This window comes from Promicromonospora citrea (genome assembly GCF_013004695.1).
Lineage (GTDB): Bacteria > Actinomycetota > Actinomycetes > Actinomycetales > Cellulomonadaceae > Promicromonospora > Promicromonospora citrea.
This window is the reverse complement of record NZ_JABEMG010000020.1, coordinates 1-23,765: the sequence shown is the minus strand read 5'-3', so window position 1 is coordinate 23,765 and position 23,765 is coordinate 1. Positions and strand designations below refer to the sequence as shown.

General features: G+C 72.8%; 26 protein-coding genes. 21 read left to right on the top strand and 5 right to left on the bottom strand.

Features of this window, described 5'->3' with window-relative positions:
- The first annotated feature begins 57 nt into the window (after positions 1–57).
- The 6 genes from chvE (at position 58) to HLB15_RS06240 (ending at position 6,410) form a co-directional block, all read left to right on the top strand.
- On the top strand, positions 58–1,221 hold the full coding sequence (gene chvE, locus HLB15_RS06265) for a multiple monosaccharide ABC transporter substrate-binding protein (protein WP_171104449.1): 1,164 nt from the start codon (positions 58–60) through the stop codon (positions 1,219–1,221).
- A gap of 159 nt (positions 1,222–1,380) precedes the next feature.
- The gene (mmsA, locus tag HLB15_RS06260) at positions 1,381–2,949 is read left to right on the top strand and encodes a multiple monosaccharide ABC transporter ATP-binding protein (RefSeq protein ID WP_171104448.1); all 1,569 of its coding nucleotides are present in this window, start codon (positions 1,381–1,383) and stop codon (positions 2,947–2,949) included.
- Complete coding sequence (gene mmsB / locus HLB15_RS06255) at positions 2,946–4,127, top strand: multiple monosaccharide ABC transporter permease (RefSeq protein ID WP_171104447.1); 1,182 nt, start codon at positions 2,946–2,948, stop codon at positions 4,125–4,127. Before mmsA ends, mmsB begins: the two co-directional genes overlap by 4 nt.
- A 155-nt stretch (positions 4,128–4,282) precedes the next feature.
- The gene (locus HLB15_RS06250; RefSeq protein WP_171104446.1) at positions 4,283–4,909 is read left to right on the top strand and encodes a TetR/AcrR family transcriptional regulator; all 627 of its coding nucleotides are present in this window, start codon (positions 4,283–4,285) and stop codon (positions 4,907–4,909) included.
- An 8-nt stretch (positions 4,910–4,917) separates the two neighbouring features.
- Complete coding sequence (locus tag HLB15_RS06245) at positions 4,918–5,688, top strand: ABC transporter ATP-binding protein (RefSeq protein ID WP_171104445.1); 771 nt, start codon at positions 4,918–4,920, stop codon at positions 5,686–5,688.
- A complete protein-coding gene (locus tag HLB15_RS06240) occupies positions 5,685–6,410 on the top strand; it encodes an ABC transporter permease (RefSeq protein WP_171104444.1) in 726 nt (241 codons plus the stop codon). Before HLB15_RS06245 ends, HLB15_RS06240 begins: the two co-directional genes overlap by 4 nt.
- 13 nt (positions 6,411–6,423) lie before the next feature.
- On the opposite strand, the gene HLB15_RS06235 is transcribed toward HLB15_RS06240, so the two are convergent.
- Positions 6,424–7,593: an acetoin utilization protein AcuC gene (locus HLB15_RS06235; RefSeq protein WP_171104443.1), complete on the bottom strand. Its 1,170-nt coding sequence runs from the start codon at positions 7,591–7,593 to the stop codon at positions 6,424–6,426.
- A gap of 174 nt (positions 7,594–7,767) precedes the next feature.
- Here HLB15_RS06235 and HLB15_RS06230 point away from each other — a divergent pair, with 174 nt between their 5' ends.
- From HLB15_RS06230 to HLB15_RS06220, 3 genes are all read left to right on the top strand, one after another.
- Entirely contained in the window at positions 7,768–9,165 is a 1,398-nt protein-coding gene (locus HLB15_RS06230; RefSeq protein WP_171104442.1) for a TrkH family potassium uptake protein, read from the top strand.
- A gap of 27 nt (positions 9,166–9,192) precedes the next feature.
- Positions 9,193–9,861, top strand: coding sequence for a potassium channel family protein (locus tag HLB15_RS06225; RefSeq protein ID WP_171104441.1), 669 nt, complete (start codon positions 9,193–9,195; stop codon positions 9,859–9,861).
- A gap of 191 nt (positions 9,862–10,052) precedes the next feature.
- Complete coding sequence (locus HLB15_RS06220; protein ID WP_003792170.1) at positions 10,053–10,151, top strand: 30S ribosomal protein bS22; 99 nt, start codon at positions 10,053–10,055, stop codon at positions 10,149–10,151.
- Between the two features lie 491 nt (positions 10,152–10,642).
- On the opposite strand, the gene HLB15_RS06215 is transcribed toward HLB15_RS06220, so the two are convergent.
- Positions 10,643–11,437 (bottom strand): HAD family hydrolase, encoded by a 795-nt coding sequence (locus HLB15_RS06215; RefSeq protein WP_171104440.1) that lies wholly within the window; start codon positions 11,435–11,437, stop codon positions 10,643–10,645.
- A 78-nt stretch (positions 11,438–11,515) separates the two neighbouring features.
- Between HLB15_RS06215 and HLB15_RS06210 the strand changes: the two genes are divergently transcribed.
- Genes HLB15_RS06210 through HLB15_RS06200 form a run of 3 tightly spaced genes read left to right on the top strand, consistent with a single transcriptional unit; the run spans position 11,516 to position 13,167 of the window.
- Positions 11,516–12,214, top strand: a complete 699-nt coding sequence (locus HLB15_RS06210) for a Pr6Pr family membrane protein (RefSeq protein ID WP_229785586.1) — start codon at positions 11,516–11,518, stop codon at positions 12,212–12,214.
- Positions 12,211–12,459, top strand: coding sequence for a glutaredoxin family protein (locus HLB15_RS06205; RefSeq protein ID WP_171104439.1), 249 nt, complete (start codon positions 12,211–12,213; stop codon positions 12,457–12,459). The genes HLB15_RS06210 and HLB15_RS06205 overlap by 4 nt, the downstream gene beginning before the upstream one ends.
- 60 nt (positions 12,460–12,519) lie before the next feature.
- Entirely contained in the window at positions 12,520–13,167 is a 648-nt protein-coding gene (locus tag HLB15_RS06200; RefSeq protein ID WP_171104438.1) for a redox-sensing transcriptional repressor Rex, read from the top strand.
- Positions 13,168–13,223: 56 nt separating this feature from the next.
- Here HLB15_RS06200 and HLB15_RS06195 read toward each other — a convergent pair whose 3' ends face one another.
- Positions 13,224–13,778 (bottom strand): YceI family protein, encoded by a 555-nt coding sequence (locus HLB15_RS06195; protein ID WP_171104437.1) that lies wholly within the window; start codon positions 13,776–13,778, stop codon positions 13,224–13,226.
- Positions 13,779–13,921: 143 nt separating this feature from the next.
- Here HLB15_RS06195 and HLB15_RS06190 point away from each other — a divergent pair, with 143 nt between their 5' ends.
- The 6 genes from HLB15_RS06190 (at position 13,922) to ccsB (ending at position 19,261) form a co-directional block, all read left to right on the top strand.
- Positions 13,922–14,434 (top strand): MarR family winged helix-turn-helix transcriptional regulator, encoded by a 513-nt coding sequence (locus HLB15_RS06190; RefSeq protein WP_171104436.1) that lies wholly within the window; start codon positions 13,922–13,924, stop codon positions 14,432–14,434.
- A 61-nt stretch (positions 14,435–14,495) separates the two neighbouring features.
- Positions 14,496–15,140: a histidine phosphatase family protein gene (locus HLB15_RS06185; protein WP_171104435.1), complete on the top strand. Its 645-nt coding sequence runs from the start codon at positions 14,496–14,498 to the stop codon at positions 15,138–15,140.
- Positions 15,140–15,736 carry a TlpA family protein disulfide reductase gene (locus tag HLB15_RS06180; RefSeq protein WP_171104434.1) on the top strand — a complete coding sequence of 199 codons (597 nt, stop codon included), beginning with the start codon at positions 15,140–15,142 and terminating at the stop codon, positions 15,734–15,736. The genes HLB15_RS06185 and HLB15_RS06180 overlap by 1 nt, the downstream gene beginning before the upstream one ends.
- Complete coding sequence (locus tag HLB15_RS06175; RefSeq protein WP_171104433.1) at positions 15,736–16,527, top strand: cytochrome c biogenesis CcdA family protein; 792 nt, start codon at positions 15,736–15,738, stop codon at positions 16,525–16,527. Before HLB15_RS06180 ends, HLB15_RS06175 begins: the two co-directional genes overlap by 1 nt.
- The gene (gene resB, locus HLB15_RS06170; protein WP_229785587.1) at positions 16,527–18,287 is read left to right on the top strand and encodes a cytochrome c biogenesis protein ResB; all 1,761 of its coding nucleotides are present in this window, start codon (positions 16,527–16,529) and stop codon (positions 18,285–18,287) included. Before HLB15_RS06175 ends, resB begins: the two co-directional genes overlap by 1 nt.
- Before the next feature lie 2 nt (positions 18,288–18,289).
- The gene (ccsB, locus tag HLB15_RS06165; RefSeq protein ID WP_171104432.1) at positions 18,290–19,261 is read left to right on the top strand and encodes a c-type cytochrome biogenesis protein CcsB; all 972 of its coding nucleotides are present in this window, start codon (positions 18,290–18,292) and stop codon (positions 19,259–19,261) included.
- A gap of 118 nt (positions 19,262–19,379) precedes the next feature.
- Here the strand turns inward: ccsB and HLB15_RS06160 are convergent, their stop codons facing one another.
- Positions 19,380–19,748: a PLDc N-terminal domain-containing protein gene (locus tag HLB15_RS06160; RefSeq protein WP_171104431.1), complete on the bottom strand. Its 369-nt coding sequence runs from the start codon at positions 19,746–19,748 to the stop codon at positions 19,380–19,382.
- A gap of 90 nt (positions 19,749–19,838) precedes the next feature.
- Here HLB15_RS06160 and HLB15_RS06155 point away from each other — a divergent pair, with 90 nt between their 5' ends.
- The 3 genes from HLB15_RS06155 to HLB15_RS06145 all read left to right on the top strand — a co-directional run bounded on the left by HLB15_RS06155 (position 19,839) and on the right by HLB15_RS06145 (position 22,681).
- A complete protein-coding gene (locus tag HLB15_RS06155) occupies positions 19,839–20,120 on the top strand; it encodes a DUF4229 domain-containing protein (protein ID WP_171104430.1) in 282 nt (93 codons plus the stop codon).
- A 117-nt stretch (positions 20,121–20,237) separates the two neighbouring features.
- The gene (locus tag HLB15_RS06150) at positions 20,238–21,038 is read left to right on the top strand and encodes an alpha/beta fold hydrolase (protein ID WP_171104429.1); all 801 of its coding nucleotides are present in this window, start codon (positions 20,238–20,240) and stop codon (positions 21,036–21,038) included.
- A 38-nt stretch (positions 21,039–21,076) separates the two neighbouring features.
- The gene (locus tag HLB15_RS06145) at positions 21,077–22,681 is read left to right on the top strand and encodes a SpoIIE family protein phosphatase (RefSeq protein ID WP_171104428.1); all 1,605 of its coding nucleotides are present in this window, start codon (positions 21,077–21,079) and stop codon (positions 22,679–22,681) included.
- 31 nt (positions 22,682–22,712) lie between these two features.
- Here HLB15_RS06145 and HLB15_RS06140 read toward each other — a convergent pair whose 3' ends face one another.
- A complete protein-coding gene (locus HLB15_RS06140; RefSeq protein WP_171104427.1) occupies positions 22,713–23,582 on the bottom strand; it encodes a 1,4-dihydroxy-2-naphthoate polyprenyltransferase in 870 nt (289 codons plus the stop codon).
- Between the last annotated feature and the right edge of the window lie 183 nt (positions 23,583–23,765).

Sequence of the window (23,765 nt, the reverse complement as noted above, 5' to 3'; positions counted from 1 at the left end):
AGTGAAGTCGGCCGGGTCGCAGAGACGTGTGCCCGGAACACTCGAAGAGGAGAAGACATGGCAAGGAAGCTGTGGGCCACGCGCGGTCTGGCCGCGCTGGCGACGGGCGCTCTGGCCGTCTCGCTCACCGCGTGCGGTGGCGAGGGTGCCGGTGGCGGCGCCGGTGGCGGCGACGGCGAAGAGGGCGGCCTGGTCGGCGTCGCGATGCCGACCCAGACCTACGAGCGCTGGATCGCCGACGGCAACGCCGTGAAGTCGGGTCTCGAGGAGGCCGGGTACGAGGTCGACCTGCAGTTCGCGGGCGACGACATCCCGACCCAGCAGCAGCAGATCGACGCGATGATCAACAAGGGCGCCGAGGCGCTCATCGTCGCCTCGATCGACGGCACCGCGCTGGGCAGCCAGCTCGAGGCCGCTGCCGCCGCGGACATCCCGGTGATCTCCTACGACCGCCTGATCCGCGACTCGGAGAACGTCGACTTCTACGTCACGTTCGACAACTACCAGGTGGGCGTCCAGCAGGGCACCTCGCTGCTGACCGGCCTGGGCATCCTCGACGAGAACGGCGAGGAGGCCGCTGACGCGCCCGAGGGCCCGTTCAACATCGAGCTCTTCGCCGGCTCGCCCGACGACAACAACGCCGGGTTCTTCTTCGACGGCGCCATGTCGGTGCTCCAGCCGTACATCGACGACAAGACGCTCGTCGTCCCGTCCGGCCAGACCGACTTCGGCACCGTCGCGATCCAGCGCTGGGAGCAGGAGGGTGCGCAGGAGCGCATGGAGAACCTGCTGACCTCGACGTACACGGGCAACGACGAGACCATCGACGGCGTGCTGGCCCCGGCCGACGTGCTGTCGCGCGGCATCCTCACCGCCCTGCAGAACGCGGGCTACGGCGAGGGCGACCTCGAGATCCCCGTCGTGACCGGCCAGGACGCCGAGGCCGCGTCGGCCAAGCTGATCCAGGACGACGTCCAGTACTCGACCATCTTCAAGGACACGCGACTCCTGGCCGAGCAGGCCGTGATCGCCGCGACGTCGTTCCTCGAGGGCAACGAGCCCGAGGCGAACGACACGGAGACCTACGACAACGGCGTGAAGGTCGTGCCGTCGTACCTCCTGCCCACGGTGATCGTCACCAAGGACAACCTCGAGGCCGAGCTCATCGACTCCGGCTACCTCACGGAGGACGAGGTCGCCTCCGGCCAGGTCGACGAGTGAGCCTGAGCGCTCGGTAGTCCGGCCGTCCCGGCCGACAAGCCGTCCGGCCTGCCGGTGGTCGCGCTCCCAAGCGGGGGCGCCGCACCACCGGCCGGCCGGACGGCGCGGGCCGGACCGGCCCCTGCAACCCCCTATTGGCGACACGCGACAAGGACTGGCATGGCCGATTCGGCGCCGACCGACATCCTCGAGATGCGCGGCATCACCAAGACATTCCCTGGGGTCAAGGCGCTCCAGGACGTCAACCTCACCGTCCGCCGCGGTGAGATCCACGCGATCTGCGGCGAGAACGGCGCGGGCAAGTCCACCCTGATGAAGGTGCTGTCGGGCGTGTACCCGTACGGCTCCTACGAGGGCGACATCGTGCTCGACGGCGAGACCGCCCAGTTCGGCACGATCAACGACTCCGAGGCGCGCGGCGTGGTGATCATCCACCAGGAGCTCGCGCTCGTCCCGTACCTGTCGATCGCCGAGAACATCTTCCTCGGCAACGAGCGCCGCCGCGCCGGCGGCGGCATCGACTGGAACAGGACCAACGCCGAGGCGGCCGCCCTGCTGCAGCGGGTCGGCCTGAACGAGCAGCCGACGACGCCGATCTCCGCCCTGGGCGTGGGCAAGCAGCAGCTCGTGGAGATCGCCAAGGCGATCTCCAAGGACGTGCGCCTGCTCATCCTCGACGAGCCGACGGCGGCCCTGAACGACACCGACTCCGAGCACCTGCTCGGTCTGCTCCGCCAGTTCAAGGGTCAGGGCATCACCTCGATCATGATCTCCCACAAGCTGGCCGAGATCGCCGAGATCGCCGACCGCACCACGATCATCCGCGACGGGCGCTCGATCGAGACGTTCGACATGGCGACCGCGGGCGAGTCGTCGGAGGCGGTGCAGAACCGCATCATCCGCGGCATGGTGGGCCGCGACCTCGACAACCGGTACCCCGACCGCGAGTCGCACCCCGGCGAGGAGGTGCTGCGGATCGAGGACTGGACGGTGTACCACCCGACCCAGCCCGGCCGCGTCGTCGTCGACAAGGCGAACCTCACCGTCCGCGCGGGCGAGGTGGTCGGCATCGCCGGCCTCATGGGTGCCGGCCGCACCGAGCTCGCCATGTCCCTGTTCGGCCGCTCGTACGGCCGCGACATCTCCGGGCGCGCGTACCTGCACGGCAAGGAGGTCGACGTGCACAGCGTGCCGGCGGCCATCCGCTCGGGCATCGCGTACGTGTCGGAGGACCGCAAGCAGTACGGCCTCAACCTCATCGAGGACATCCGGCGCAACATCTCGGCGGCGGGCCTCGGCAAGCTGACGCGCAACGGCTTCGTGGACGAGAACGAGGAGCTCAAGGTCGCGGAGGAGTACCGCGACTCCATGAACATCCGCACGCCGAACGTGCTGGTGGAGGTGGGCAAGCTCTCGGGCGGCAACCAGCAGAAGGTCGTGCTGTCCAAGTGGCTGTACACCGCGCCGGAGGTGCTGATCCTCGACGAGCCCACGCGCGGCATCGACGTCGGCGCCAAGTACGAGATCTACACGATCATCAACGAGCTGGTCGCGGCGGGGAAGGCCGTCCTGGTCATCTCCTCGGAGCTCCCCGAGCTGCTCGGGATCTGCGACCGCATCTACACCCTGGCCTTCGGCCGCATCACAGGCGAGGTCGACGTGCCCTCTGCCACCCAGGAAGGACTCATGGCCCTCATGACGCAGGAGACTCAGGAGGCGACGGCATGACCGGCATCGCCAACCTCCGGGAGCTGATCACCCGGAACGTCCGCACGAGCGGCATCTTCATCGCCTTCGTGCTGATCGTGCTGCTGTTCTCGGTGCTCACCGACGGGTTGCTGCTCAGCTCGCGCAACCTGACGAGCCTCGTGCTGCAGTTCTCGTACATCCTCATCCTCGCCATCGGCATGGTCATCATCATCATCGGCGGGCACATCGACCTGTCGGTGGGATCGGTGGTGGCCCTCACCGGTGCCGTCGCGGCCGTCGTCGTCATCCGCAACGGCATGCCGTGGTGGGTCGGCGTGCTCGCCGCGTTGGGCACCGGCCTGCTGGTGGGGGCGTGGCAAGGGTTCTGGGTGGCGTACGTCGGCATCCCAGCCTTCATCGTGACCCTCGCGGGCATGCTGCTGTTCCGCGGCCTGACCCTCGAGGTCCTGAACAACGTCTCGCTCTCGCCGTTCCCGTCGGAGTACACGAGCATCGCGTCCGGCTTCTTCAACGGCCTGCTCGGCGGTTACGGCTACGACGCGTTCACGCTGGTCATCTTCGCCGTCGCGGTGCTGGGCTTCGCGTACAACGCGTGGCGCAACCGCCGCGCCCGGATCGCCTACAACCAGACGGTCGAGGCACCGGTGCTGTTCGTGCTCAAGCTCGTCGTGGTCGCCGTCGTCGTCATGTGGTTCGCGTGGAACCTCGCGACCTACCGCGGCCTGCCCGCCGTGCTCATCATCCTGGCCGTGCTGATCATGGTCTACACGCTGGTCACCAAGCACAGCGTGTTCGGGCGCCACGTCTACGCCATCGGTGGCAACCTCGCCGCGGCGCAGCTGTCGGGCGTGCGGGTCAAGCGCGTCAACTTCTGGATGTTCGTGAACATGGGCTTCCTGGCCTCGGTGGCCGGCGTCGTGTTCTCGGCCCGGTCCAGCGCCGCCCAGCCCGCAGCGGGCAACATGTTCGAGCTCGACGCCATCGCGGCCTGCTTCATCGGTGGCGCCGCGGTGACCGGCGGCATCGGCACGGTGACCGGCGCGATGGTCGGTGGTCTCATCATGGCCGTCATGTCGAACGGCATGCAGCTCATGGGCGTCGACCAGTCCACGCAGCAGGTCGTCAAGGGCATCGTGCTGCTCCTGGCCGTCGCGTTCGACGTCTGGAACAAGCGCCGGGCGGCCGCCGCGCGCTGATCCGTCCCGGGAACCCGCACGCGGTCCTCTCCGAGAACGACCTCAGGCACCGATCTCCTCGTGGATCGGTGCCTGAGGTCGTTCTCGGAGAGGGCCCTGTCCGGCCAGCACCGGCAAGCCCCGGCCGGAACGGCCCCGTGGGCGAGAATGGCCGGATGGTTGACGCTGCTCCCGCACCGCGCCGCGGTCGGCGGCCCGCCGGGCAGGACGCGCGCGGCGAGATCTTGACCGCCGCCAGGGCCGAGTTCCTCGAGCGCGGGTACGAGGCGACCTCCCTGCGCTCGGTGGCCCGCCGTGCCGGCGTCGATCCCGGCACCGTGCGGCACTGGTTCCCCGGCAAGGCGCGCCTGCTCACCGCGACGCTCGGCGTCACGGGCATCGAGCCGGACGCCGTCGTCGAACGCGTCGTGGCCGGTCCGCGCGAGACGCTGGGCGAGCGGCTCGTGGAGGGCGTCATCGGTCTGTGGGACGCGGACGACGGCGACACCGTGCGCCTCGTCGTGCCCGCCGTCCTCGCAGACGCCGAGCTGCGCGGGCTGCTGCTGCAGTTCATCGGCTCGGCGGTCCTCGGGCCGGTGATGCGCGCCGTCGAGGCCTCCGACGCCCCGCTGCGGGCGGCGCTCGTCGCCTCGCAGATGTCGGGCGTGCTGCTCACGCGGTACCTGCTGCGGGTCGACCCGCTCGCGGGGCTCGCGCCCCGGGAGGTCGGCCGGCTCGTCGGCCCCACGCTGCAGCGCTATCTCACGGAGCCCCTTGCGGAGACCGCGCGGCCGGGCGAATAATTCCTCACATGAGGAAAAACGCGGTCGAGATCCGGGACCTGCGCGTGGTCCGGGGCGGCAGGCCGGTCGTCGACGGCCTCGGGCTGACCGTGCCCGCCGGGTCCGTCGTCGGGCTGCTCGGACCGTCCGGCTCCGGCAAGACCACGCTGATGCGCAGCATCGTCGGCGTCCAGGACAAGGTCACCGGCACGGTCGAGGTGCTCGGGGCTCCCGCGGGCAGCCCGTCGCTGCGGCGGCGGGTCGGGTACATGACGCAGGACGCGAGCGTCTACACCGACCTCACCGTGGTGCAGAACCTGCGGTACTTCGCCGCGCTGGCCGGGGTGCCCGCGCCGGCCAGGGCGGTGGCGGCGGCCGTCGCCACCGTCGACCTCGGCGGGCACGAGAAGCAGCGGGTCGGCACGCTGTCCGGCGGCGAGCGGTCCCGGGTGTCGTTGGCCGCCGCGCTGGTCGGTGATCCGGAGCTGCTGGTCCTCGACGAGCCCACCGTGGGTCTCGACCCCGTGCTGCGGCGTGACCTGTGGAGCGTGTTCCGCCGGCTCGCCGCCGACGGGCGCACCCTCCTGGTCTCCAGCCACGTGATGGACGAGGCCACGCAGTGCGACCGCCTGCTCCTCCTGCGGGCCGGCGGGCTCGTCGCGGACACCACGCCCGATGACCTGCTCGCGTCCACGGGCGCGCCCGACGCCGAGCGCGCCTTCCTGACCCTCATCGACCGATTCGCCGAGCGGGGCGCCGCGCCCGCCGGGCGGCACACCGCCGAGGAGGACCCCCGATGAGCCTGACCCTCGCCACGACCGGCCGCGTGCTCGCCCAGCTCCGCGGCGACCACCGCACGGTCGCCCTCGTCCTCGTGCTGCCCTGCCTGCTCATCGGGCTCATCGCGTGGATGTTCGCCGACCAGCCGCAGGTGCTCGACCGCTTCGGCCCGATGCTCGTCGGGCTCTTCCCGCTCGTCGTGATGTTCCTCGTCACGAGCGTGGCGACGCTGCGCGAACGGCAGTCCGGCACCCTCGAGCGGCTCATGACGACGCCCGTCCGCCGGGGCGACCTCGTGGCGGGCTACGCGCTGGCGTTCGCGACGCTCGCGCTCGTGCAGGCCGTGGTCGTGGTCGGGTTCGCGCTGCTCGTCGGCATGGACGTGGCCGGACCGCTCGGGCTCGTCGTCGTGGTGGCGCTGCTCGACGCGATCCTCGGCTGCACCCTCGGCCTGGCCGCGTCGGCGCTGGCCCGCAGCGAGTTCCAGGCGGTGCAGATGATGCCCGCGATCCTGTTCCCGCAGCTCATCACGTGCGGCCTGCTCATGCCGCGCGACCAGATGCCGCAGGTGCTGGAGTGGTTGTCGCGCGCCTTCCCGCTCACGTACGCGATCGAGGCGATGACGTCGCTCGCGGCAGGTGAGGAGTGGGCGGGGGTCCGTGGCGCGGTCGGGGTGATCGCGCTGTTCATCGTGGGCGCGGCGCTGCTCGGCGTGCTGACCCTCCGCCGCCGTACGCCGTGAGGGGTGCGGTGGGTCAGTCGAGCATCGGGTCCAGGCCCCACAGCGGGAACACCGCGCGACGGGTCGCCTGGACCGTGCGGTCGACGGCGTCCGCGGGGTCGTAGCCCTCGCTCCAGCTCCGGAACGGCACGTCGGCGCGGCCGAGCGTGCGTGCGGCGTCGAGGTCGAGCGCCTCGACGGCGGCGCGCCACGCCGCCGGCAGCTCGGCGCCGCGCTCCAGGGGCACGTGCGCGGCCTCGGCGACGAGCGCGGCCCAGGCGAGCGGGACGACGTCGGACACCGCGTAGCCCCCGCCGCCGAGCGCGAGCCAGCGGCCGTCCGCGTGCTCGTGCGCGAGGGCGTGGGCCCACTGCTGGGCCGTGGTCTGGGCGTCGACGGAGACGCTGAGGTTGGACAGCGGGTCACGGCCGTGGGCGTCGCAGCCGTGCTGGGACACGATCGCCTGCGGACGGTGCTCGCGCACCAGCACGGGGACGACGGCGTCGATCGCGCGCAGCCACGCCGCGCCCGACGTGCGCGCGGGCACCGGCAGGTTGACGGCGGTCCCCTCGGCAGGGCCGGGCGGGCCGACGTCGGACGACGCCCCCGTGCCGGGGAACAGCGTGCGACCGTCCTCGTGGACGGACACGGTCAGCACGCGCGGGTCGTCCCAGAAGATGGCCTCGACGCCGTCGCCGTGGTGGGCGTCGAAGTCGAGGTAGGCGACGCGCTCGGCGCCCCGGTCGAGCAGGCGGCGGATCGCGGCGGCCGCGTCGTTGTAGACGCAGAAGCCCGACGCCGCGCCCGGCATCGCGTGGTGCATGCCGCCCGCGACGTTGACGCCGTGCGTGACCTCGCCGCTCCACACGGCGTCGGCCAGCGCCACGGAGCCGCCGAGCTGGCGGGCGGCGGCCTCGTGCATGCGGGGGAACAGCGGGTCGTCGTCGGTGCCGAGGCCACGGGCCAGGTCGGGTTCGAGCGTCGTCCCGGCGCGGCGTACGGCCGCGACGTAGTCGGCGTCGTGGACGGTCTGGATGACGGCGTCGGACGCGGGGGCGGCGTCGACCACGTCGAGGTGGTCGAGCAGACCCAGCTCCTGCACCAGGCGCATGGTCAGGTCGAGCCGGGCGGGAGACATGGGGTGCCCCGGGCCGAAGTCGTACTCGAGGAGCTGCGGGCTCCAGACGAGGCGGGCGAGGTGCACCCGCCCACGGTAACGGAACGGCGTACGGACGGGCCGACGCGTCCGCAGCGGCGGCCGGTCCGGCCCGTGGCGTGGCAGAGTAGGGCGGTCGCGGTGGCGTGCACCGCGACCGCTGTGCGGACACGGTACGGGCGGACACGGTACGGCGGACACAGTACGGAGGGAGCGGGACGGATGCCGGTCTTGCGGCACAGGCTGTTCGGTCTCCGGGAGCTGGTCGACGATCTCGCGTTCCGCGCCCCGGCCCGCCTCGCGGTCACCGTCTTCGCGTGCGTGATCGTGCTGTTCGCCGCCCTGCTGCTCACGCCGTTCGCGACGGCGGACGGCCGGGGCGCGAGCCTCGTGGACGCGCTGTTCACCGCGGTGTCGGCCGTGTGCGTCACCGGCCTGGTCGTGCAGGACACGGCGACGTACTGGTCCGCGTGGGGCCAGGTCGTCATCCTCGCGGGCATCAAGGTCGGCGGGTTCGGCATCATGACCGTCGCCTCCCTGCTCGGCATGATCGTCTCCCGCAAGATCGGCCTGACGCAGAAGCTGCTCACGGCGTCGGAGACGAAGACCAGCAGGCTGGGCGACGTCGGCTCGCTCGTCCGGGTCATCATCATCACGGCCACCACGCTCGAGCTGTCGATCGCGCTCCTGCTGTTCCCGCGCTTCGTCGTCATCGAGAACAACGTGGGCACCGCGGCGTGGCACGCCCTGTTCTACGGCATCTCGGCGTTCAACAACGCCGGGTTCGTGCCCACGGTCGAGGGCCTCACGCCGCACGTCGGCGACTGGACGCTCGTGCTGCCGCTCGTGCTCGGCGTGTTCGTGGGCGCGCTCGGCTTCCCCGTGATCCTGAACATCCAGCGCGCGTGGCCGCGTCCCGGACAGCGCTGGCGCGGGTGGACCAAGAAGCTGTCGCTGCACAGCAAGCTGACGATCGTGACCAGCGTCGTGCTGCTCGTCGTCGGCGCGCTGCTGCTGCTCGTGCTGGAGTGGTCGAACCCGCGGACGTTCGGCCCGCTGGGTCTCGGGGACAAGGTGCTGGCGTCGCTGTTCGCGGGGGTCATGCCGCGCTCCGGCGGGTTCAGCACCGTCGACATCGGCGCGATGCACGAGTCGAGCTGGCTCATCCAGGACGCGCTGATGTTCGTCGGCGGCGGCTCGGCGTCGACGGCGGGCGGCATCAAGGTGACGACGCTCGCCGTCATGCTGCTCGCGATCGTCGCGGAGGCGCGTGGCGACCGGGACATCGAGGCGTTCGGCCGGCGCATCCCGCGCGACGTGCTGCGGCTGTCGATCGCCGTGGTGTTCACGGGCGCGAGCATCGTGCTCGTCTCGTGCGTGGCGCTGCTGCAGGTCACCCACCTGGGGCTGTCGCAGGTGCTGTTCGAGGTGCTGTCGGCGTTCGCGACCGTCGGCCTGACGACCGGCATCACGCAGGACCTGCCCGACGCGGGCAAGTACATCCTCGCGCTCCTCATGTTCGTGGGCCGCACCGGCGCCGTGACGGTCGTGGCGGTGCTGGCGCTCCGCGACCGGCGACGCATCGTACGCTTCCCCGAGGAACGCCCGATCATCGGGTGACCTGACCGGTAGGCAGAGAGGGAGACCGTGGCGGAGAAGAAGCCCGACCGCGACGCGGGTGTGCTGGTGATCGGCCTGGGCCGGTTCGGGTCGGCGATCGCGGCGACCCTGGACCGGCTGGGGCAGGACGTGCTCGCTGTCGAGCAGGACCCGAACCTGGTGGCGCAGTGGTCCGGCCGCCTGCCGCTCGTGGAGGCCGACGCGTCCAACCCGGAGGCCCTCGAGCAGCTCGGCGGGCGCGACTTCGGCGTCGCCGTGGTCGGCGTCGGCTCGTCGCTCGAGGCGTCGGTGCTCATCACGGGCAACCTCGTCGACATGGGTACGCCGCAGATCTGGGCCAAGGCCATCTCGGCGGAGCACGGGCGCATCCTGACGCGCATCGGTGCGCACCACGTCGTCTTCCCCGAGGCCGACGCGGGCAAGCGTGTGGCGCACCTGGTCAGCGGCAAGCTGCTCGACTACATCGAGGTCGAGGACGGGTTCACCATCGTGAAGATGCGTCCGCCGAAGGAGGCGCAGGGGTTCACGCTCGGCCAGTCGAACATCCGCAAGCGCTACGGCGTCACCGTGATCGGCGTGAAGTCACCGGGCGCGGACTTCGTGTACGCGACGCCGGAGACGCGCATCTCCGCCAACGACCTCCTCATCTGCTCGGGGCACGCCGAGCTGCTGGAGCGGTTCGCGGCGCGGCCCTGACCCCGGGGCGCGCGACGTCACACGGCGCCGATTACGGGCCGCGCGGTGAAGCAGGTAACCTAGGGGCGGACTACTTTCCGTGTTGGTCGGCATCGTCATCCAGGCGTCACTGTCCCGGACCAACCGTGGACCACTTCGCCGAGCGGCCCGTCGTCGGGCCGCCGCCGACCGATCGAACATTGTGAGGACGTATGGGCTCCGTCATCAAGAAGCGCCGCAAGCGTATGGCCAAGAAGAAGCACCGCAAGCTGCTTCGCAAGACCCGCCACCAGCGCCGCAACAAGAAGTGACGCACGCGCCGTCGGGCGCGTGACGAGCAGGCCCGGTCCCCTGAGGGATCGGGCCTTCGTCGTCCCCGAACACGGTCCGCCCGGGGCGGCGGTCGCCGCGGACGGCTGTCGCCCCCCGTCGAGTGCAGAGTTCGTGACGCGTCGGCGGGCTCCAGCCGGACCAAACTCTGCGCTCGACGGCCGGGGCGGGCCCGAGCCGGCGCACACTCTGCACTCGACGGCCGGGGTGCCGGCGGGCGGGTCAGCTGCCGAGGAAGCGGCGGCGGTGGCGCGCGGCACCGAGCCAGGGCCCGGACCGCTCGCCCGCCACCGCCCGTCACACCGGCATCGCCCCGTTGAGTGCAGAGTTCGTGACGCGTCGGCGGGTCCAAGCCGGCGCACACTCTGCACTCGACGGCCGGAGCGGGCTCGAACCGGCGCACACTCTGCACTCGACAGCGGGGACAGGCCCCAGCCGGCGCACAGCCTGCAGTCGGCGGGCTGCGCGGCGGTCAGCCCCCGCGCAGGCGGCGGCGGGCGGCGCGCAGGACCAGGCCCAGCACCCAGGCCGCCCCGGCCCACGACGCCGTCCGGACGCCGCGGCCCGCTGCGCGCTGGGACCGGCCCCGGAACTCGCGGATCGGCCAGCCCACCTCCTGGGCGTGCCGTCGCAGCCGCAGGTCGGGGTTGATCGGGCAGGGGTGGCCCACCACCCGCATCATCGGCAGGTCGTTGAGCGAGTCGCCGTACGCGTAGCTGTCCTCGAGGTCGAGCCCCTGGGCCTCGGCCAGCTCGACGATCGCGTCGGCCTTGGCCTGGCCGTGCATGAGGTCGCCCCGCAGCCGCCCGGTGTAGAAGCCGTCCTTGTGCTCGGCGACCGTGCCGAGCGCCCCCGTCGCGCCCAGGCGGCGCGCGATGAGCTGCGCGATCTCGACCGGGGTCGCGGTGATCAGCCACACCTGGTGGCCCGCCGCGATGTGCTCGTCGAGCAGCCGCCGCGTGCCCGGATAGATGCGCAGCGACAGCACGGCGTCCCACACCTCCTCGCCGAGGGTGGCGATCTCCGCGACGCTGCGGCCCGCGATGAGCGACAGGGCGCGGTCGCGCACCTGGTCGATCTCCTCCCTGTTCTCGCCCCACAGCAGGTACCGGGCCTGCACGAGGGCGAACTTCAGGATGTCCCGGGTGCCGAAGAACTTGCGCTGGTACGCGGACTTGGCGATGTGGAAGGCGCTCGCACCGCGGATGATCGTGTTGTCGACGTCGAAGAACGCCGCGGTGGCGGACGAGGGGTGCGTCGACGGCATGGGGGCCACTCTATCCGCGCGCACGGCACCGCACGGTCTCGCCGGGCGGCCCCGTGGAACCGCTGGTAGACACGGGTCGTGACGTTCCGGACCGGGCCCGGGCAGCGGGCAGCCCTCGTGCGGGCCATGCACCTCCTCGTCGGTCTGGCGGCGCTGACCGGCGTCGCCATGGAGCTCGCCGTGGCCGTCACCGACGGCCCCGGGCTCGCTCCCACGCACGCCGAACGGCTGGTGCGCCTGTTCAGCTACTTCACGATCCAGTCCAACCTGCTCGTGGCCGGTGTCTCCCTGGCGCTCGCCGCCGACCCGTGGTGCGACGGCGCCGTGTTCCGCGTGCTGCGGCTCGACGCGCTGCTGTGCATCGCGGTGACGGGGATCGTCTACAACACGGTGCTGCGGGGGCTCACGCCGCTGGCCGGCGCCGGTCTGGTCGCCAACACGCTGCTGCACGTCGTGGCGCCCGTCGGCGCGGTCGTGGTGTGGCTGCTGGCCGGGCCGCGACCCCGGGTGGGCGGGCGGACGGTCTGGTGGTCGGTCGCCTACCCGGTCGCGTGGCTCGCGTACACCTTCACCCGGGGCGCCGTCACCGGCTGGTACCCGTACCCGTTCCTCGACGTGACCGAGCTCGGGTACGGGCGGGCGCTGACGAACGCGGCACTCGTCGCCGTCGTCTTCCTGGCGCTGGCGTGGGGCGTGCGCGTCGCGGACGGCCGGCTCCCGGCCGCGGACCGGGCCGACCGGGACGGCCTGCGGCGTGACGTAACCTCGGGGGCGTGACCGAAGCTGCCGGACCCCGGGTCGTCCTGTACACGCGCGAGGCGTGCCATCTCTGCGAGGACGCGCGTGCCGTCGTCGCGCGGGTCTGCGAGGAGGCGGACCAGGCGTGGCAGGAGGTCGACATCGACAGCGAGCCCGGTCTGCGCGACCGGTACGGGGAGTACGTCCCGGTGGTCGAGGTGGACGGCGTCCAGCAGGGCTTCTGGCGCGTGGACGGTGCGCGGCTGGCCCGGCTCCTGGCATGATCGTCCCGGCAGTGTGTGCGTACGCCCGCGACGGAGTGGTCGGGGGGAGGGGAGCAGCACGTGGTCGAGCTGAGTGACGGGACGGTTCCCGCGGCGACGGTGGGGCGGCTGCCCTATTACCTGCGGGCCCTGCGCGACCTCGCGGCGGAGGGGGTGGACCTCACCTCCTCGACGGAGCTCGCCGAGCGGTCGGGCGTCAGCTCGGCGCAGCTGCGCAAGGACCTGTCCTACCTGGGCTCGTTCGGCACGCGCGGCGTCGGGTACGACGTCGAGTCGCTCGCCTCGTACATCACCGTCGCCCTGGGGCTGGAGACCGAGCACCGCCTCGCCATCGTCGGCATCGGCAACCTCGGGCACGCCCTGGCGAACTACTCGGGATACGCGACGCGCGGCTTCCAGGTGGTGGCGCTGCTCGACGCGTCGCCCGAGGTGGTGGACACCCGCGTCGCCGGCGTGACCGTCGAGCACGTGCGCGACCTCGCGGAGGTGCTGCGGCGCGAGCGCGTCACGATGGTGGTGCTCGCCCTGCCCGCGCACGGCGCGCAGGACGTGGCGGACGCCGTGGTGGGCGCCGGTGTCCGGGAGGTCCTCAACTTCGCGCCGGTGGCGCTCCAGGTGCCGGACGACGTCGTGGTGCGCTCGGTCGACGTCGCCGGCGAGCTGCAGATCCTGGCCTTCCACGCGGCCACGCGCGCCGCGGCGCTCTAGACGCGGACGGGCCCCGGGTGACCGACGGTCGCCCGGGGCCCACCGCGGAGCGAGGCTCAGGCCTCCTTGGCGATGGCGCTGACGTCGAGCTCGATCTTGACCTTGTCGCCCACCAGGAAGCCGCCGGTCTCCAGCGTGGCGTTCCAGGTCAGGCCGAAGTCCTTGCGGTTGATCTCGAGCTTGGCCTCGAAGCCCGCCCGGTTGTTGCCGAACGGGTCCTTCGCGGTGCCGGTGAACTCGGTCTCCAGCTCCACGCCCTTGGTGATGCCGTTGATCGTGAGGTCGCCGGAGATGAGGTAGTCGTCGCCGTCGGCGCGGATTCCCGTGGACGTGAAGGTCCAGGTCGGCTTCTCGTCGGCGTGCCAGAAGTCGGCGCTCTTCAGGTGGCCGTCGCGGCCGGCGTCACCCGTGCTGACCGAGGCCGCGTCCAGCTCGGCGGTGACGCTCGACGACTCCAGGTCCTCGCCGACCGTGATGGTGCCGGAGGTGACCGCGATGCTGCCGCGCACCTTGGCGATACCGGCGTGGCGGACGGAGAACGAGGCAGCGGTGTGGGAGGGGTCGATCTCGTACACGCCTGCGGTGAGGCCGGCGGGGAGCGGGGTGGCCATGAGGGAGAACTCCTTGGTGATGTGGCGGTTTGGGCGGATAGTTGAGGGATCAACTACCTACGACGACATCCAACATAACGGGTCCCGTAACGTATTCCTAGGGGGCGGTCCCAGCGGCACGATCGGACGGAAGCGGTGGTGACATGGCGGTGGAGACGGTCGAGGAAGGCGACGTCTGGCTCACCGAGGAGCAGCAGGGCGCCTGGCGGCACTACCTGGAGGGCAGCGCCCGCTTCGTCGAGGCGCTCGGCGCCGTGCACGACCGTACCCTTCCCCTCTCGCTCGGCGAGTACAGCCTGCTCGTCCAGCTCTCCGAGGCGCCCGGCCGCACCATGCGGATGTCGGCGCTCGCCGACGGGCTCGTCCTGTCCCGCAGCCGCCTCACGCACACGGTCGCCCGCATGGAGGCGCGCGGGCTCGTCGAGCGCTGCGCGGCCGAGGGGGACCGGCGCGGCGTCAACTGCAGCATGACCGACGCGGGGTACACGGCCCTCGTGGCGGCGGCACCCGGCCACGTCGCCGCGGTGCGGCGCATCCTGGTCGAGGCCCTCGAGCCCGACGAGTTCCTCGCGCTCGGCCGCGCCATGGCGAAGGTCGCGGCGTCCGCCCGGGAGGCGGGCGGCACGCAGGAGGGGCTCGCCGCGCACTGCGACTGAGGCCAACTCCACACGCGCCCGAGTTCACGGGCACCCGGCCCAGGGTGCGAGACTGGGCGCCATGGTCTCCACCACGGTCCACCTGCTGCGCCATGGCGAGGTGCACAACCCCGACGGAATCCTGTACGGGCGCCTGCCCGGCTACCGACTCTCCGACCGCGGCCAGGCGATGGCGAAGCTCGTCGCCGAGCACCTGACGAGCACGGGGCGCGACGTCGTCCGCGTGGTCGCCTCCCCGCTGCAGCGCGCGCAGGAGACCGCCGCGCCGGTGGCCGAGGGCTTCGGCCTCGAGCTGGCCACCGACGACCGCATCATCGAGGCGGGCAACCGCTTCGAGGGCCTGCGGGTCGCGGGCGGCGGGGGCGCCCTGCGCGACCCGCGCCACTGGCCGCACCTGTGGAACCCGTTCCGCCCGTCGTGGGGCGAGCCGTACCGCGCCCAGGTCGAGCGCATGCGCGAGGCGGTCGACGACGCACGCCGAGCCGCCGAGGGGCACGAGATCGTGCTGGTCAGCCACCAGCTCCCCGTCTGGCTCACCCGGCGCGCGTTCGAGGGCGGCACGCTCTGGCACGACCCGCGCGACCGCCAGTGCAACCTGGCCTCCCTGACGTCCCTCCGGTTCGAGGGCGACCGGTTCGTCGGGCTCCACTACACGGAGCCGGCCGCCGAGCTCTACCCCGGCGCGAGCAAGGTGCCCGGCGCGTGATGCGCGGACGGACCTTCAAGGTCGTGCAGTGGGTGGTGGCCGTCGGCATCGTCGTCGGCCTGGTCGCGTCGCTCGCGGGCTGCACGCCCGAGGACTCCGGCGCGGGCGACGTCGTCGGCCAGGGCTACGTGTCGGGCGACGGGTCGGTCCAGACCTACGACGCCGGGGACCGCAAGGGCCCCGTCACCGTCGCGGGCACAGACTTCGAGGGGAACGAGGTGTCGAGCGCCGACTGGGCGGGCGACGTCGTCGTCGTCAACACCTGGTACGCCTCGTGCGCGCCGTGCCGCGCCGAGGCGCCCGACCTCGTCGAGCTCGCCACCGGCAAGGACGGCGTGCGCGTGCTCGGCATCAACACCGAGGACGACGCCGGCGCCGCGCAGGCGTTCCAGCGCACCTTCGACGTGCCCTACCCGAGCATCGAGGACCGTACCGGTGAGGTGATCGCGGGCCTCAACGGCGTCGTGCCGCTCCAGGCCGTGCCCACCACCGTGATCCTCGACGCGGAGGGCAAGGTCGCCGCACGCGTCATCGGCCAGGCCGAGGGGTCGACGCTCGAGGCGCTCGTCGACGAGGTCCTGGCGGAGGCGGCCTGATGATCGCGGCCGCCGTCGGCGACGGGCTCGCCGTCACCGCGTTCAGCGGGTCGCTGCTCCTCGCGGTGCCCGTCGCGGTGCTGGCCGGTCTCGTGTCCTTCGCCTCACCGTGCGTGCTGCCGCTCGTGCCCGGCTACGTGGGGTACGTGAGCGGCATGGCGGCCGCCTCGACCGGCACGACGCCGGGCCTGGTCGCCACCCGCCCCCGTCCGGCCCGCGGACGCGTGGTCGGCGGCGTCGCGCTGTTCGTGCTGGGCTTCACCGCCGTGTTCGTCTCCTTCGGCGCCGCGTTCGGCGGCCTCGGCACCTTCCTGGTCCGCTGGGAGGACGTCATCACGCGCGTGCTCGGCGTCGTGGTGATCCTGCTCGGCGCCGGCTTCCTCGGCGCCGTGCCGTTCCTGCAGCGCGAGGCGCGGTTCCACCTGTCGCCGCGCGCCGGCCTGTGGGGCGCCCCGCTGCTCGGCGTCGTGTTCGGGCTCGGCTGGACGCCGTGCATCGGCCCGACGCTCGGCGCGGTGCAGGCGCTCGCCATCGACGAGGCGTCGGCCGGGCGCGGCGCGCTGCTCGGCGTCGCCTACTGCGTCGGGCTCGGCGTGCCGTTCCTGCTCGTCGCGCTCGGGCTGCAGAGCTCCGAGCGGATGATGGACTTCCTGCGCAGGCACCGCCTCGCGGCCATGCGCCTCGGCGGCGCCCTGCTCGTGCTCGTCGGCCTCCTGCTGGTCACCGGCCTGTGGAACCGCCTCACCGGCGTCCTGCAGCTGTGGATCAGCGGGTTCGAGACGGTGATCTGATGGCCGGCCGCAACGGCAACGAGACCTACGTCCCCGAGGGCATCGCGGACGAGTTCACCCAGGGCGCGCCGGCCTCCGGCGGCCCCGCGCGCCCCGACGGCCCCGGCCGGCCCGCGGCGCCCGCGCTCGGGCTCGTCGGCACGCTGCGCTGGACGTGGCGGCAGCTCACGTCCATGCGCGTCGCGCTCATGCTGCTCATGCTCCTGGCCGTGGCCGCGGTGCCCGGCTCGGTGCTGCCGCAGCGCAACCAGGACGCCGCGCGCGTCATCGAGTACCTCGCCGAGCACCCGACCGCCGGCGAGTGGCTCGACCGGTTCGGGTTCTTCGACGTCTACTCGTCGGTCTGGTTCTCGGCCATCTACATCCTGCTGTTCGTCTCGCTCGTCGGCTGCATCCTGCCGCGCTCCGCAGCGCACTACCGCGCCCTGCGCGGCCGCCCGCCGCGCGTGCCCTCGCGGTTCACCCGGTTCCCCGCCAAGGCCGGCGCCGTCACCGACGCCTCGCCCCGCGAGGTGGCCGACGCCGTCGCCGCCCGCCTGCGCGGGAACCTCACCTGGCTGCCGACGTTCCGGGTCGACCGGAGCGAGGAGGCCGCCCGTGGCGCCCGCCCCGCGGCCGAGACCGTGAGCGCCGAGCGCGGCTACCTGCGCGAGACGGGCAACCTCGTCTTCCACCTCGCCCTCGTCGGCCTGCTCGTCTCCGTGGCCACCGGCCAGCTCCAGCACTACCGCGGCCAGGCGATCGTCACGGAGGGACGCGGGTTCGCCAACGCGGTCGTCGACTACGACACCTTCGAGAAGGGCGCCTGGTTCCGGCCGCAGTCGCTCGTGCCGTTCTCCATGACGCTCGACCGGTTCGACTCCGAGTTCGCGAGCGACACCGTCGCCTTCGCCCAGGCCCGCGACTTCACCGCCCACGTCACCGTCACCGAGCCCTCCGGCGAGCAGCGGCCCGAGCAGATCAAGGTCAACCACCCGCTCGTCGTCGACGGCGCCAAGATCTACCTCCAGGGCAACGGCTTCGCCCCCGAGATCACGGTGCACGACGCCGAGGGCGAGGTCGCCTTCTCCGGACGCGTCACGTTCATCCCGGAGGACACGATGTACACGTCGCGCGGGGTCGTGAAGGTGCCCGACGTGTCGCCCGGCCTCGACCAGATCGGGCTCGTCGGCTACTTCCTGCCGACCGCCGAGGCGACGGAGGACGGGTCCGTGCGCTCCGCCTTCCCGCAGCCCGTCGACCCCCTGCTCGTGCTCGAGGTCTACACGGGCGACCTGGGCCTCGACGACGGCACCCCGCAGAACGTGTACGAGCTGGACACCGCCTCGCTCGAGCCCGCGCTCGACGAGCAGGGGCAGCGCGTCAAGGTGCTCGCCCGGCCCGGCGAGACCGTCGAGCTGCCGGACGGGCTCGGCACGCTCACCCTCGGCGAGGACCTGCCGCGCTACGTCGCGCTCGACCTGCGCCACGACCCGTCGCTCACCTTCGTGCTCGTGTTCGCCCTGCTGGCGCTCGCGGGCCTGACCGTCTCGCTGTTCACGCCCCGTCGCCGGGTGTGGGCGCGCGCGTACACCGGCCCGGACGGGGCTACGGTGGTCGAGGTCGCGGGCCTCGCCCGCGGGGACGACGCAGGCCTCCAGGCGGAGGTCGACCGCGCCCTGGACGCCGTGCCGGGGGACGTGCGACAGCCAGACGTGCGAGAGACACGGGCACCGGCCGCACCGGCCACCCCTGATCGCACCGGATCGGAGAAGGACTGAACATGGAGCTGGCAAACCTGAGCGTGCTGCTCGTCTGGGGCGCGGCGACGGCACTGGCCGTCGCGCTCATCGCGTTCTCGATCGACCTGTCACGCCTGTCGGGCGCCCGGGTCGAGGCGCGGGACAAGACGCGCGAGCGCGTCGCGGTGGGCGCCGGCGGGGTGGTCGACGCGCCGCAGGACGGGACGCCGGCGAACGGTGCGCCCGGGCCCGTCGACCGCCGGTTCGCCGGGGTCGGCATGTCGGTGACCTGGCTGGCGGCCGCGCTGCTGCTGGTCGCCGTCGTGCTGCGCGGCATCGCCGCGGGCCGCACCCCGTGGGCCAACATGTACGAGTTCACCGTGGTGGGCGCGTTCGTCGCCGTCGCCGTGTTCGCGATCGTGAGCACCCGCCGCGACGTGCGGTTCCTCGGGGCCTTCGTGACCTTCCTGGGCACGATCTTCCTCGTGACGGCGCAGACCCGGTTCTTCGTCGAGGCCACGGGCGTGCAGCCCGCGCTGCAGAAGTACTGGCTCGTGATCCACGTGGGTGTCGCGATCCTGGCCACCGGCATCTTCACGGTCGCGTTCGTCACCTCGGTGCTGCAGCTCCTGCGCGACGCGCGGGACAACGGCTCGCCGGTGCTCGGGAGCGCGCGCTGGGGCTGGCTCGACCACACGCCGGCGCCCGCCGCCCTGGAGTCCCTCTCGTTCCGGCTGAACGCCGTGGCCTTCGTGCTCTGGACGTTCACCATCATCGGCGGCGCCATCTGGGCCGAGGACGCGTGGGGCCGCTACTGGGGCTGGGACCCCAAGGAGGTCTGGAGCTTCATCGTGTGGGTCGTCTACGCGGCCTACCTGCACGCGCGCACCACGCGCGGGTGGTCCGGCACCCGGGCGGCCTGGTTCGTCGTGGCGGGGTACGCGTGCGTGCTGTTCAACTTCACGGGCGTCAACCTGATCTTCAACGGCAAGCACAGCTACTCGGGCCTGTAGGCCGCCGACCGCCACGCGAGAACGACCTCGGGGACCGAATCCGGTGAGATTCGGTCCCCGAGGTCGTTCTCGCGGTGGGCCCGGCGGGGCCGGGGCCGGGTCAGGTGCCCCGGTCAGGTCAGGACTTGTCCTCCGTGTCGTCCTCCGCGCGGGCCTCGCGCTGCTGGCGGCGCTTCTCCTGCTCGAGGCGCCAGAGGAACTCCGGGTCGTCGTCGGGCGCGACGGGGCCGGACGGGCGCCGGGGACCGCCGCCGGGCCGGGGCGGTGTCGGACGGCCGCCGGAACCCGGGCCGCTCGTCCCCGAGCGGCGGGCGGAGACCCGCACGACGATCCACGCGATGGCGCCGAGCAGGGGCAGCAGGACGATGAGCAGCACCCACAGCCAGCGGGGCAGGCCGCCACGCTCGTCCTCCTCGGAGCCCCAGACGTCGACAAGGGCGTAGACCGCGAGTCCGACGACGGCAAGGATCAGCAGTACGCGAGGCATGCCCCCAGCCTACGGCGGCCCGGGCCCCTGCGGTGAGCGTCCGGTGAGGGTCTGGTCAGGTGTGACGTACGCCCGGCCTACCATGGGGAGGTGCCCCTCGTGATCTACACCCTGCTCCGCCTGGCGCTGTTCGGCGCGGCCTTCGGCGTGCTGTACCTCGTCGGGATGCGGGGCTGGCTGCTCCCGGTCGTCGCCGTCGTGATCGCGCTGACGGTGTCCTACCTGGCACTGAGCAGGCCGCGGGACGCCGCCGCGCGCTGGATGGCCGAGCGTGCCGAGCGCCGGGCCGCCGCGCGTGCCACCGGGCAGCACGACGTGGACGCGTTGCACGAGGACGCACGCCTCGACGAGGAGCTGCGCAGCGACCCGTGAACCCCCGTGGACCCGCACGATCGTGCGGGTGGCCCGGCGAGGACGGAAGGGGTGACATCGGGCACGGCCGCCGCGCCGCCGCCCGTGCGGGCCGCGGACGGTGCCTACACTGGCTCGATGACTGTCGCCTCACGCCACAGCGCCACCGTCAGCGGCGCACCTGAAGGCGCCCCGGCGATGGTGTTCGCCCACGGCTTCGGTTGCGACCAGTCGATGTGGCGTCTCGTCGCCCCCGCGTTCGAGGACACCTACCGCGTCGTCCTGTTCGACCACGTCGGTGCCGGAGGCTCCGACCTCTCCGCGTACGACCCCGACCGGCACTCCTCGCTCGACGGGTACGCCGCCGACGTCGTGGAGCTGCTGGACGAGCTCGCGCTCGGCCCCGTCGTGTTCGTCGGCCACTCGGTGAGCGCCATGATCGGGCTGCTCGCCGCCGCCCGCCGGCCTGAGCTCTTCGACCGCCTCGTGCTCGTCGGCCCCAGCCCGCGCTACATCGACGACGACGGCTACCGCGGCGGGTTCTCCGCCGACGAGATCGACGAGCTGCTCGAGACCATGGACTCCAACTACCTCGGCTGGTCGGAGTTCATCGCCCCGGTCATCATGGGCAACCCCGACCGGCCCAAGCTGGGCGAGGAGCTGACCAACGCGTTCTGTCGCACGGACCCGGCCATCGCGAAGCGCTTCGCGCGCACGACGTTCCTGTCGGACAACCGCACCGACCTGGCCGCGGTGCGCACACCGAGCCTCGTGGTGCAGTGCCGCGAGGACGTGATCGCGCCGGTCGAGGTGGGCCGGTACGTCCACGAGCACCTCGCCGACAGCGAGTTCTGCCTCATCGACGCGGTCGGGCACTGTCCGAACCTCAGCGCGCCGGAGGCCTTGACGACGGCGATGCGCGAGTACCTCTCACCGTGACGCCCCCAGGTCGCGCCCGGTCGTGGGACACCGCCCCGGTGGCTCTGCTCCGTCTCGACGGGGCGGGCGCGATCATCGATGCCAACGACACGTTCCGTGCCTGGCTCGACGGCACCACCGCGCCGGACCTGCGCGGCACGCGCCTGAGCTCGCTGCTGTCGGTGGGCGGGCGCATCTACTGGGAGACGCACCTGGCCCCGCTGCTGCGGCTCCAGGACCGCGTGGAGGAGATCGCCGTCGAGCTGCGCACGGCCGACGGGCGACGGCAGGTGCTGCTCTCCGCGGAGCGGCACGGCGGCGACGACCCGGCGGACGTCGTCATCGACGTCGCGCTGTTCGACGCGCGCGAGCGGTCCCGGTACGAGCGTGAGCTCCTCGCGGCGCGCGCCGAGGCCGAGCGCTCCGCCACGAGCGTACGCACGCTGCTCACCACGACGACGGCCCTCGCCCGGGCGGCGGGCGTCGACGGCGTGTGCGACGCGCTGGTGCGGGCGGCGGTCGAGGAGTTCCGGGCCGACTCCGCGTGGGTGTGGCTCGTCGACGCCACGGGCGCCCCCGAGTTGCGCGCGCAGTGCGGCGGCGGGCCGCCTGCGGGTGAGCTCACGACGGCGCTGCGGGCGACGCTGCGCGACGGGACCGCCCCGGGCGGCTCGTCCCGTGGGGCGGGGCGCGGGGCCGCCACCCCGGTCGACGAGGTCGAGGTCACGCCCGAGGGCCACGTGGTGGTGCCGCTGCGCGGTGCCGACGCGCTGCACGGCGTGCTCGTGCTCGTCCCGCGGGCGCACGCCGGCGACGACGAGCTCGACCGCGACGCGCTCGCCGCCGCGGGCCAGCAGGGCGGCGTCGCCCTGGACCGCGCGGTGCTGCACGAGCAGAGCGTCTCGGTGGCGCACGAGCTGCAGCGCGCGATGCTGACCGAGCACCTGCCGCAGCCGGAGGGTGCGCGGCTGTCCACCGACTACCGGCCCGCCGAGCGCACGCTCGAGGTGGGCGGCGACTGGTACGACGCGTTCTGGGTGGACGACACGGTGCTCGCGCTCACCGTCGGCGACATCGTGGGGCACGGGCTGAAGTCGGCGACCGCGATGGGCCAGCTCCGCACGGTGGTGCGCAGCCACGCCGAGCGCGGCGTCGGGCCCGCGCAGGTCCTGGCACGCGTGGACCGGTTCGTTCAGCGGCACAACGTGGGGTTCGGGTCCACGCTCGTCTACGCGGAGCTCGACCTGACCACCGGGCGGCTCGAGTTCGCCTGCGCGGGGCACCCGCCGCCGCTGGTGACCCGGGCCGACGGCGAGGCGACGTTCCTGTGGACCGGCCGCTGGATGCCGCTGGGCGTGGCCTCCCGGCCGGTGCGGCCGCCCGCCGCCGTCGTGGGGGACCGGAGCGGTCGGCACCTGACCGACCGGGACGGTGAGCCGTCCGGGCAGGGGAGCGTCGAGCTCGGCTGGGGCGACGTGCTGTGGCTCTACACGGACGGCATGGTCGAGCGGCACGACCGCCCGCTGCTCACCGGCCTCGACGAGCTCGCGCAGGCCGCGCTCGGGACGGCGGGCGCCCTCGCGGGGGAGCTCGTGTCGTCGCTGCTCGGCGACGGGCTCAACGAGTACGACGACGCGTGCGTGCTCCGGGTCGAGCGGGACTGACGGCTCGGACAACGCCCGGGCCGGGCCGGGCTCAGACCGACAGGCCGAACCAGAGCAGCACGCCGTAGCCCAGCTCGTACAGGCCGGTCCCGGCGAGCACGGGGACGAGCAGCTTGCCGCGCGCGCCCGCGAGCACGGGCACGGAGAGCAGCACGGCCGGGCCGAGCAGGAGCAGGACGAGCAGCGTCCACGGCGCCCAGAACGCGCACAGCGCGCCCAGCAGCAGCGGCAGCCAGATCATCACGAGGTAGGCGCGGCGCGCCCGGTGGTCGCCGAGCCGCACGGCCAGGGTGCGCTTGCCCGCGAGCACGTCGGTGGGGATGTCGCGCAGGTTGTTCACCATGAGCAGCGCGCACGCGATGAGGCCGACACCCACGGCACCGAGCACCGCGGGCGCCGTGATCGTGCCGGCCTGCGTGTACGTGGTGCCGAGCACCGCGACCAGCCCGAAGAACACGAAGACGGCGATCTCTCCGAGGCCCCGGTACCCGTAGGGCTTCTTGCCGCCCGTGTAGTACCAGGCGGCGACGACGCAGACGACGCCGACCGCGAGCAGCCACCACCGGCCCGACACCGCGCACAGCGCGAGCCCGAGCACCGCCGCGACGCCGAACGCGACGAACGCCGCGCGCTTCACGGTCCCGGGGGCGGCAGCGCCCGACGCCGTCAGCCGCATCGGCCCGACGCGGTCGAGGTCGGTGCCGCGTACGCCGTCGGAGTAGTCGTTGGCGTAGTTGACGCCCACCTGCAGCGCGAGCGCGACGCCGAGCGCGAGCAGCGCGGGCAGCCACGCCGCGGCGTCGACCTGGGCGGCCGCGCCGGTGCCCACCATGACGGGGGCCGCCGCCGCCGGCAGCGTGCGGGGCCGGGCCCCGGAGATCCACTCGGCGGCTGTGGCCATCAGTCAGTCCTTCGTTCGTCGGTGCGCTGGTCGGGTTCGGGGCGGCGCCCCGGCGGGTGAACGAACGTCATGGTCGCACGGGTTCCCGCTCCGCCTGCACGACGGAGCGCTGCACCCCGGCGCGGTCGATCTTGCCGGGCCCGCGCCGGGGCAGGGCACCGACGACGTACGCGCGGCGGGGCG